Source organism: Pedobacter agri PB92 (assembly GCF_000258495.1).
Lineage (GTDB): Bacteria > Bacteroidota > Bacteroidia > Sphingobacteriales > Sphingobacteriaceae > Pedobacter > Pedobacter agri.
This window is the reverse complement of record NZ_AJLG01000177.1, coordinates 1-10,129: the sequence shown is the minus strand read 5'-3', so window position 1 is coordinate 10,129 and position 10,129 is coordinate 1. Positions and strand designations below refer to the sequence as shown.

General features: G+C 37.7%; 11 protein-coding genes and 1 pseudogene. 9 read left to right on the top strand and 3 right to left on the bottom strand.

The window, feature by feature from the left end; genetic code table 11:
* The first annotated feature begins 254 nt into the window (after positions 1 to 254).
* The 7 genes and pseudogenes from recJ to ON09_RS19635 all read left to right on the top strand — a co-directional run bounded on the left by recJ (position 255) and on the right by ON09_RS19635 (position 6,182).
* Complete coding sequence (gene recJ, locus ON09_RS19665) at positions 255 to 1,955, top strand: single-stranded-DNA-specific exonuclease RecJ (protein ID WP_010602781.1); 1,701 nt, start codon at positions 255 to 257, stop codon at positions 1,953 to 1,955.
* A gap of 100 nt (positions 1,956 to 2,055) precedes the next feature.
* A pseudogene (lptB, locus tag ON09_RS19660) lies at positions 2,056 to 2,797 on the top strand (LPS export ABC transporter ATP-binding protein).
* Positions 2,798 to 2,806: 9 nt separating this feature from the next.
* Positions 2,807 to 4,330 carry a GH3 auxin-responsive promoter family protein gene (locus ON09_RS19655; RefSeq protein ID WP_010602780.1) on the top strand — a complete coding sequence of 508 codons (1,524 nt, stop codon included), beginning with the start codon at positions 2,807 to 2,809 and terminating at the stop codon, positions 4,328 to 4,330.
* A gap of 129 nt (positions 4,331 to 4,459) precedes the next feature.
* On the top strand, positions 4,460 to 4,894 hold the full coding sequence (locus ON09_RS19650) for a YkvA family protein (RefSeq protein ID WP_010602779.1): 435 nt from the start codon (positions 4,460 to 4,462) through the stop codon (positions 4,892 to 4,894).
* The gene (locus ON09_RS19645; RefSeq protein WP_010602778.1) at positions 4,875 to 5,198 is read left to right on the top strand and encodes a DUF2752 domain-containing protein; all 324 of its coding nucleotides are present in this window, start codon (positions 4,875 to 4,877) and stop codon (positions 5,196 to 5,198) included. Before ON09_RS19650 ends, ON09_RS19645 begins: the two co-directional genes overlap by 20 nt.
* 2 nt (positions 5,199 to 5,200) lie before the next feature.
* Complete coding sequence (locus tag ON09_RS19640) at positions 5,201 to 5,668, top strand: CCC motif membrane protein (RefSeq protein ID WP_010602777.1); 468 nt, start codon at positions 5,201 to 5,203, stop codon at positions 5,666 to 5,668.
* A gap of 103 nt (positions 5,669 to 5,771) precedes the next feature.
* Complete coding sequence (locus tag ON09_RS19635) at positions 5,772 to 6,182, top strand: BrxA/BrxB family bacilliredoxin (RefSeq protein ID WP_010602776.1); 411 nt, start codon at positions 5,772 to 5,774, stop codon at positions 6,180 to 6,182.
* A gap of 108 nt (positions 6,183 to 6,290) precedes the next feature.
* Here the strand turns inward: ON09_RS19635 and cdaA are convergent, their stop codons facing one another.
* From cdaA to folP, 3 genes are all read right to left on the bottom strand, one after another.
* Entirely contained in the window at positions 6,291 to 7,082 is a 792-nt protein-coding gene (cdaA, locus tag ON09_RS19630; RefSeq protein ID WP_010602775.1) for a diadenylate cyclase CdaA, read from the bottom strand.
* Positions 7,083 to 7,164: 82 nt separating this feature from the next.
* Positions 7,165 to 7,527, bottom strand: coding sequence for a four helix bundle protein (locus ON09_RS19625; protein ID WP_010602774.1), 363 nt, complete (start codon positions 7,525 to 7,527; stop codon positions 7,165 to 7,167).
* A 131-nt stretch (positions 7,528 to 7,658) separates the two neighbouring features.
* Positions 7,659 to 8,516: a dihydropteroate synthase gene (folP, locus tag ON09_RS19620; RefSeq protein WP_010602773.1), complete on the bottom strand. Its 858-nt coding sequence runs from the start codon at positions 8,514 to 8,516 to the stop codon at positions 7,659 to 7,661.
* Between the two features lie 99 nt (positions 8,517 to 8,615).
* On the opposite strand from folP, the gene ON09_RS19615 reads away from it, so the two are divergent.
* Both ON09_RS19615 and ON09_RS19610 read left to right on the top strand, forming a co-directional pair.
* On the top strand, positions 8,616 to 9,161 hold the full coding sequence (locus ON09_RS19615; RefSeq protein WP_039842983.1) for a DUF1599 domain-containing protein: 546 nt from the start codon (positions 8,616 to 8,618) through the stop codon (positions 9,159 to 9,161).
* A 3-nt stretch (positions 9,162 to 9,164) separates the two neighbouring features.
* A partial coding sequence (locus ON09_RS19610) for a BT_3928 family protein (protein ID WP_010602771.1) occupies positions 9,165 to 10,129 on the top strand: 965 nt, incomplete at its 3' end.

Below are 10,129 nucleotides of genomic sequence, written 5' to 3'. Positions count from 1 at the left end.
CAGCTCGCCGTGATCATCGCTAAAGCCTAAACCGGTATCAAAAAGGATTAAATCATTCTTTAACTCCACCAAAAAAGGCTGAACATTGATGAATAAAGATGCCGGACGGTCTTTGAAACTATGAATGGCAGAATCAAAAGGAATAAATTTTTTTTGAGGCATCTACAGAATAGGTGCCTTCGAATAAGGTATGAACTTGCAAAATGTAGAGATTTAAATTAAAAAAGTATATTTACTGTTCGGAAACAAATATAATGGAAAAAAGATGGGTGCTGACATCAAATTGTAATGATGACACGGTAAAGAAATTAGCAGAACAACTCAATATAGATCAATCACTTTCGCGAATTTTAGTACAAAGAAACGTTTGTGATTTTGATCAGGCAAAGTATTTTTTCAGACCAGAGCTCGATCATCTTCATGATCCTTTCCTGATGAAAGACATGGATAAGGCCATCGAAAGAATCGAGAAAGCCCTGGCCAGTCACGAAAAAATTTTAATATATGGCGATTACGATGTAGATGGCACCACATCTGTAGCATTGGCTTTCAGTTTCTTTTCTCAACTTACAGAAAATATAGAATATTACATTCCAGATCGTTATTTAGAAGGTTATGGGATTTCTACTGCAGGTATCGATTATGCTTATCAGAATGGTTTTTCGTTAATTATTGCTTTAGATTGCGGCATAAAATCCATCGATAAAGTTGAATATGCCAACAACTTAGGTATCGATTTTATCATTTGTGATCACCATTTACCAGGTGATGAATTGCCCAATGCAGCTGCGGTTTTAGATCCTAAAAGAACAGATTGCGAATATCCTTTTAAGGAACTTGCAGGTTGTGGCATCGGCTTTAAACTGGCGCAAGCTTATGCGCAAAAACATAACTTGGCAAAGGAAACATATTTGCAATACCTAGATCTGGTCATGGTCAGTATTGCTGCAGATATTGTTCCTGTTGTGGGTGAAAATAGAATTTTAGCTTACTATGGTTTAAGGAAATTAAATACTAATCCATGCGAGGGCTTAAGAGCTTTAATGGAAGTTTCCGGTAAAACCGAAAATTATACCATTACTGATGTAGTTTTCACTTTAGGTCCGCGGATCAATGCCGCAGGCAGAATTGATCATGCCAAACACGCTGTAGCCATGCTGCTTTGCCAAGAAGAGGGAAATTCTTTAGAGCAAAGTGAAATGATAAACCTTAAAAATACCGAACGTAAAACATACGACCAGGATATTACCCGGGAAGCATTGGCTTTGATAGGAGATAGTGAGGTTTTAATCAATAGAAAAACCACCGTTGTTTTCAATGAAAACTGGCACAAAGGCGTAATTGGAATTGTGGCTTCTCGTTTAACTGAAAAATATTATCGCCCAACAATCGTTTTGACTAAATCAAACGGTCATGTAGCCGGTTCCTGCCGTTCTGTAGTTGGTTTCGATTTGTATGAAGCCTTGAGTGGTTGTGCAGAATTTCTGGATCAGTACGGCGGGCATAAGTTTGCGGCGGGTTTAACCATGCAAGAAGATAAGGTAAGTGCATTTGCCGATAAATTTGAAGAAATTGTATCGGCTACCATAACCGAAGAGTTGCTTACGCCAATGATAAAAATAGATGCAGAAATAGAACTGGCGCAAATTGATGGCAAGTTTTTCCGCGTTTTATCGCAAATGGGGCCTTTCGGGCCAGAAAACATGGCGCCAATTTTTGTTACGCATAATGTTTACTTAGATAGACATGCCATGGCAGTAGGTGCAAATCATCTAAAAATTAATGTAAAGCAACAAAATTCGCCTATTTTTGAAGGCATTGCCTTTGGTTTAGCAGAATTTCAAAATCTTCTACAACCAAAAGTTCCATTTTCTGTTTGTTATACAATCGAAGAAAATGTGTGGCGAGATAAAAAACGTTTGCAACTCAATATAAAAGGGATAAAAGTAAATTAGCATTAAAAGATTCTGAAACAAATTCAGGATGCTTGGTGTGGAAGTTATAGATTCAGATTTATGGTAATCGTAAATCGTAGATCAAAAATCGTAAATAAGAATGATATTAAGAGCCGAAAACCTGGTCAAAAAATACAAGCAACGAACTGTTGTAAATGATGTTTCATTCAATGTAAGCCAGGGCGAAATTGTTGGGCTTTTGGGTCCGAATGGTGCAGGTAAAACTACTTCTTTCTACATGATTGTGGGTTTGATTAAACCAAACGAAGGGCGCATTTTTTTTAGAGGATGAAGATATCACGGAAGATGCCATGTATCGCAGGGCACAAAAAGGGATCGGTTATCTAGCTCAGGAGGCATCAGTTTTTAGAAAACTAACGGTTGAAGATAATATTCTGGCCATTTTGGAAATGAGCAACATGACCAAAGAAGAGCAAAAAGACAAACTGGAAGAACTGATTAACGAATTCAGTTTACATAAAGTGCGTAAAAACCGGGGCGATCTTTTATCAGGAGGGGAAAGAAGAAGAACTGAAATAGCACGTGCTTTAGCGGCAAATCCTAATTTTATCCTCTTGGATGAACCCTTTGCAGGGGTAGACCCAATTGCGGTAGAGGAAATTCAAAGTATTGTAGCAAAACTAAAACATAAAAATATTGGTATATTGATTACCGATCACAATGTTCAGGAGACACTTTCCATTACCGATAGGGCCTATTTGCTTTTCGAAGGAAAAATTCTTGAGCAAGGTGTTCCAGAGGTTTTGGCAGAAAATGAGATGGTAAGAAAAGTATATTTAGGAGCTAACTTCGTATTGAAGCGTAAGAAATTTGATGTTTAATTATAGCAAATGGCAATCGTAAATTCAATTTTTACCTGGTTAATGAAAAAGCGGATCCACCAGATCGAGCTTTTCATGAAATACCCGCATGACGTTCAGCAAGAGTGGTTTCACACTTTAATAGATAGTGCAGAAAACACGGAATGGGGAAAAATGTATGATTACAAATCAATTTTAACGCCTCAGCAATTTCAGGAACGCGTACCCATTCAAAACTATGATACGCTGAAGCCTTACGTTGAAAGAATGTTGGCGGGTGAGCAGAACATCTTATGGCCTTCTGATATTAAGTGGTTTGCAAAATCGTCCGGAACCACCAGCGATCGGAGTAAATTTATTCCCGTTTCTCAGGAAAGTTTAGAAGAATGCCACTTTAAAGGGGGGAAAGATATGCTTTCCATATACTGTAATAACCGCCCGGATAACCAGATGTTTACAGGAAAAGGCTTGGTTTTGGGCGGTAGCCATCAGGTAAATCAGTTAAACGAAGATTGTTTTTATGGCGATTTATCAGCTGTGCTGATTAAAAATCTTCCAATCTGGGCAGAGTTTTACCGTACACCTGACATGTCTATTGCTTTAATGGACAATTACGAAATTAAGATGGACCGGATGGCTGAAGCCACGATCCACGAAAATGTAACCAGTATTTCGGGTGTACCAACCTGGACAATTGTGCTGGCCAAAAAAGTTTTAGAACTTACCGGTAAAAGTAATCTGCTAGAAGTTTGGCCGAACCTCGAAGTTTATATCCATGGTGCAGTAAACTTCGCACCTTACCGTGAACAATTCAAACAGCTTATTCCATCGAATGATATGTATTATCTGGAAACTTATAATGCATCCGAGGGTTTCTTTGGCATTCAGGATCAGGATGACTCTGATGAGATGCTTTTGATGCTCGATTACGGAATTTTTTATGAATTTATCCCAATGGAAAATATTGGAGATGAAAATCCAAAAGCATTATTGTTGGGCGAAGTGGAATTGCATAAAAACTATGCAATTGTGATTTCTACCAATGGTGGTTTATGGCGATACATGATTGGTGATACGATACAATTCACATCACTTGCTCCATATCGGATAAAAATTACCGGACGAACCAAACACTTTATAAATGCCTTCGGCGAAGAGGTGATTATCGATAATGCCGAACAGGCACTAACCAAAGCTTGTCTGGCTACCGGGGCAGAAATTAAAGACTATACAGCAGGCCCAATTTATTTTGAGGGCGAAAAGGCCGGCGGGCATGAATGGATTATTGAGTTTGATAAACAACCGAACGATTTTGAGAAATTTATCGATGTAATGGATAATACTTTACGTGAGGTAAACTCAGATTACGACGCGAAGAGGTTCAAGGATATGGCGCTTTGCAGGCCTACGGTACATAATGCTCCAGCCAATACTTTTTACAATTGGTTAAAGGCAAAAGATAAGTTAGGTGGGCAACACAAAGTTCCGCGTTTAGCTAACGAAAGAAAATACATTGACGATATTCTGGAAATGATGAGTGCATCGGCAGCCTAAATTAAATATGATATGGGCAAAATAAAAAGGTGCTCGTTTCAATCTACCTAAAGTAACCGTTTTCTGGTAAATGTTGCAACTAGCATACGGGTTTAATCTTTTTGGACGTTAATTTGTAAAGCATTATTTATGAGGTTCAACAGAAAGAAAATACTTGATTTTTTTAGAAAGTCTGAAAACAGGGCGGCGCTAATTTTGGATGATAAGTCGAAAGCCAGCAGCACGATTAAAGATGCTTTAGGTAAAGCCATCACAAATAAGGGAGAGCTTGAAGGCGTTTGGGCAAAAATGCTCCTATTGTTTGGTGTGGCAAAAGATTATGTGAACGGAGAGTATACCGAAATCCCAAAAAGATCCATTGTTGCAATTTTGGGCGGCTTGATTTATTTTCTTTCTCCGCTGGATATTGTTCCAGATTTTGTTCCATTGCTAGGTTTTATCGACGATATTTTTGTGTTAAACCTGGTTTACAAACAGGTGCTGAAAGATTTGGAGGAATATAAAGTTTGGAAAGATGCTCAAATTAAAATTATTGGAAATATAAATGATCCTGCAGCAACTTAGCTTTCTCGATTGGTTAAATGGTCATCTTTTTGCTTGCCCTTTTAAAAGTTATTTTGGTTTAGACTGCCCTGGCTGCGGTTTGCAACGCTCTTTTATTGCACTATTGAAAGGTGATTTATCAGCTTCATTTAAGTTTTATCCTGCAAGTATTCCTTTAATAGCCCTAATCATTTTTACTTTGGTACACTTAAAGTTCGATTTTAAGTTTGGTGCAGCGCTAATCAAAATTTCATTTTTTGCTGTTGCAGTAATTGTACTAATCAACTACATTTATAAAATATACAATCATCAACTTACCGCTTAAGTATGTCAGAAGAACAGGAAAATACCCCGAAAAATAATCCTATCGATTTAAATAAACCCGAACAACCAGCTAATCCACCTTCAGGCTTTGGTCCGATTACACCTCCGCCTTTTCAACAACAACCTCCGTTTGGACAATTTGGTGGTGGAATGGGGCAGCAAAATCTGCCAAATTCTACCGTAGCTTTGGTGTTAGGAATTTTGGCACTTCCGGCGTGTTGCTTTTATGGTGTATTTGGGTTAATCTTTGGTATTGTTGCATGGGTGCTAGGTGCTGGAGACGTTAAAAAATATCAGTTAAATCCAACAATGTATACAGAATCATCATACAAAAATGCCAAAGCTGGAAAAATTTGTGGGATGATTGCCACGATACTAAGTGCGTTAACAATTTTATTTTTCGTGTTGGCCATTGTAGGTGCCATTACCAACCCTCGCATTTATGATGAGATTTTAAGAGGACTTAAATAACTGTTGCCTATTATTTTACCTTAAAAATATAAATCGGATGATACATGCCATCCGATTTTGTTATTTTTGTACCATTCAAATTGTAAATAAAAATCTCAAGATAATGTATCCAGAATATTTAGTAGAGCCAATGCGTAAGGAATTAACCAACGTAGGTTTTCAAGAGTTAAAAAATGCAGAAGAAGTAGATCAAGCCATTAAAGGTGAAGGAACTGTGTTGGTGGTTGTGAATTCTGTATGTGGTTGTGCAGCGGCAAATGCTCGTCCGGCGGCCAGAGCAGCAGCTGCGCATGAAAAACACCCTGACAAGTTAGTAACAGTTTTTGCTGGTATGGAAAGAGAAGCGGTAGATCAGGCCAGAAATTATATGATGCCTTTTCCTCCATCATCTCCGGCAATGGCGTTATTTAAAGATGGTAAATTGGTTCACATGATTGAACGCCACCAAATTGAAGGCCGACCAGCGGCAATGATTGCTGATAACCTGATTGGTGCTTTTGAGCAATACTGCTAGTTTAGGTAAAGGATTAAAGATCAAGGATTAAAGAGTTTATTTTTTAATCCTTGTTTTTTTTGGGCTTTGCGGCTTATTATCTTTGTTCCTTGCTTCTTTTTTTTGCTCCTAGAAGTCTTTATTCAGCAGTTTCTCCAACTCTCCGAAAGAAACATTCATCCTCACCCGACCTTGTTTGGCGTAAGATATTTCACCTGTTTCTTCCGAAATAATTACCGCAACGGCATCTGTAGTTTCCGAAACGCCAATTCCAGCCCGGTGCCTTAAACCAAATTGCGATGGCAATTGATCGTTATCCGTTAAAGGTAAAATACAACTCGCACTTTTAATTTTATTTTCTGAAATCACCACTGCTCCATCATGCAGCGGACTATTTTTTTGAAAGATACTTTCTAGTAAGCGCTTAGATATTTTTGCATCAACAACCTCACAGCTGTTGGCGAAAAACTGTTCATCATAAAATTTCACAAAAACAATCAAAGCCCCTGTACGGGTTTTCTTCATCGTTTTACAAGCGTCTATGATGGGTTTTATTCTAGTCAAATTATTCCTTTCTATCTCCTTTCTGCCAAATAAATAACCCCACCAGGCCTTATTTTTTTGAAGGAAAGCATTTTTACCAATGAGCAAAAGAAAACGTCTGATTTCGGGATGAAAAATTACAATTAAAGCGATGATGCCCACGCTCATAAACTTTTCTATGATGGTGGTTAATAATTCCATGTGAAGGGCTTTTACTATCCAGTAAAACACCGTAATAATGAACATTCCAACCAGTAGATTTACGGCTAAGGTATTGCGAATAAGCGTGTAAACGTAGTAAATTAAAATCGCAACCAGCACAATGTCAACTACATCAGTTGGCGATACTTTAAGAAAATCAAAATCAAAACCTTTCATCAGCCACAAGATAGTTTTTTTTGGTTAATTGTTTAAATGCCTGAATCGGTTAATAGTAAGAAATTGAGTTCTGATTTTATATTCAAGTCTTTAAAATAGACTTTCTTAAAGCGTTTAGTTTGTTGGTGAGTTCATCAAGATTTAATCTGTATGAATTATATTCAGCATCGGTAATGTAGCCTAAATCATGTGCGCCAATAATATGATTGATTGTTTCTATGGCACTTGAGTAAGATAATGAAACAAAATAGGCCTTATCTTTTGCTGTAATTCGGGCAGAACCTTCAGCCAGGCAATCGCCAATGCTGCTTGATGATCTTTTGATTTGGCTTGTTAAACCAAAAATCTCATCTCTGGGGAACTTCTTAACTAACAAATAAATGTTTTTTCTGAATAATCTTGCCTTCTGCCAAGTTTCTAATTTTTCAAATGAGTACGTATGCATAATAATTGGTTTAGAATCAATCGTCAATGCAATCTAACAATGGGATTTGTATTGCAATTTAAGCAATTCATGAATCAAATATTGCATCATTCTGTTAGCAATCGGTTAACCAATTAAAACAAATAACCAATTTAAACGCAGGTTAGCATTTCCACCAATTTCACGCACTCAACTGCTTCCTTAACATCGTGTACACGTAATATTCCTGCACCTTTTTGTAATGCGATTGTGTTTAAAACGGTAGTGCCGTTTAACGCATCGGCAGCTGTATTGCCCAAAACCTTGTGGATCATTCCCTTTCTCGAAAATCCAACCAGAACCGGAAGCTGGAAAATTTTGAAAGCTTCCATCTCATTAAGCAGTTGGTAATTGTGTGCAATGGTTTTTCCAAAACCAAAACCGGGATCAATAATTACATCGTGAATTTTTAGCGAACGCAGCACTGCAATTTTTTTTACCAGATAATCTATCACTTCAAGTGTTACGTTTTGATAAACAGGGTTTTGTTGCATTGTTTGGGGTGTTCCCTGCATATGCATCATCATATACGGTACCTGGAGTTGCGCAATAGTGGCAAACATCTGTTCATCCATGTCTCCTGCAGAAATATCGTTCACCAGGTGTGCGCCTGCGTAAATGGTTTCTTCGGCTACTTTCGCCCGAAATGTATCAATCGATATAATGGCTTCAGGAAACATTATTGAAATCGCTTCCACCACCGGCACTAGTCTCCGTAATTCTTCAGCAGCTGAAATATCAATAGCTCCAGGTCGTGATGAGTAACCTCCAATATCAATAAAAGTTGCACCTTCCTGTAAAAACTTTTGTGTTTGAGAAAGCGCCTCTGAAATTGATTTGGTTCTGCTGTTACTGTAAAAAGAATCTGGCGTAATGTTTAAGATTCCCATTACTTTAGGCTTGCTCAGATCAATTAACCTGCCTTTTACGTTGAGGCTTTTTTTGGGTTCGAAAAAGTTTTTTTCTGCCATAATAAACCCTTCCGGGATTTGGGTTTCGCTTTAAAAATGTATCTTTAGCTTTTGTTCTTTGGCAACAAAAATACATTAAAACTAAATAATTTACCCGAATTGGCACAAACAAATACCGCTATAGAATTTGATGAGGTGATCTCTGTTTGCAGATCGCTATTCCTTAAAAAAACAAAAGATTATGGAACCGCCTGGCGCATTTTACGGCCCAGCTCCATCACCGATCAAATTTTTATTAAAGCGCAACGCATCCGCACACTGGAAGAAAAAAAGGTAAGCTTAGTAGGGGAGAACATCACTTCAGAGTACATTGGCATTGTTAACTATTGCGTTATTGCGATGATGCAGTTGGAGTTAACGGAGACTGATCCGAATGAGATGCCTTATGAACTTGTGGAAACATCATTCGAAGAAAAAGTTAGCGAAACAAAGGATTTAATGTTTGCAAAAAATCATGACTATGGCGAAGCCTGGAGAGATATGCGCATTAGCTCATTAACTGATTTGATTTTGATGAAAATATTCCGAGTAAAACAAATAGAAGATAACGAAGGACAAACATTAGCATCTGAAGGTGTTAAAGCAAATTACCAGGATATGCTCAACTATTCGGTATTTGCACTGATCAAACTAGGAGTAAAATAAACAATGAAGAATATAATCTTAAGCATTTCAAGAATTTTTGTTGGCGTTCTCTTTATATTTTCAGGTTTAATTAAAGCCAATGATCCGCTCGGATTTGGTTATAAATTACAGGAATATTTCGAGGTCTTTCACATGAATTTTCTGAGTGGTTCGGCAACTGGTATTGCCATTCTGCTTTGTACGCTTGAGATTATACTTGGTGCGCTTTTACTCCTTGGATTTTGGAGCAGGAAGGTTGCCTGGGGATTATTGCTTTTAATTATTTTCTTCACTTTATTAACATTTGTATCAGCCGCCTTCAAAGTGGTAACCAGCTGCGGCTGTTTTGGCGATGCCATCCCGATTACACCTTGGCAGTCTTTCAGTAAAGATTTGGTTTTATTGGTTTTGATTATCGTGATTTTCATTTACAAAGACCGTATTCATCCGTTATTTAAAAAGGAAGCAGCCCAAAGAAATATTGCAATAGCCATTACTTTAATTGCGTTGGGTTTTGGGATTTTTACCTATAATGTACTTCCGATTATAGATTTTTTACCTTATAAAGTGGGCTCACATATTCCTTCTCAAATGGTAATCCCTCCAGGAGAAAAGCCAGATGAGTATGAAATCATGTATCACCTTGTGAATAAGAAAACGAAGGAAGAGAAAGACATGAGCGACAAAGCTTATCTGAAAACCGAAATCTGGAAAGACAATAATTGGGAAATTGTTGGCGAGCCTGTACAGCGCTTAGTTAAGAAAGGTTATGAGCCGAAAATTAAAGATCTAAAAATAACTGATGCCTCGGGGACTGACTACACCAAAGAGTTGATTGAAAATCCATACTATAGTCTGGTTTATGTAGCATACGATTTAAAAAATACCAATCAGGCAGCAATAGGCAAATTGAATGCTTTGGCGATTAATGCTACACAGCAATTTAATATTCGCACCGTATTGTTAACGGCCAATTCAGCTCAGGATGC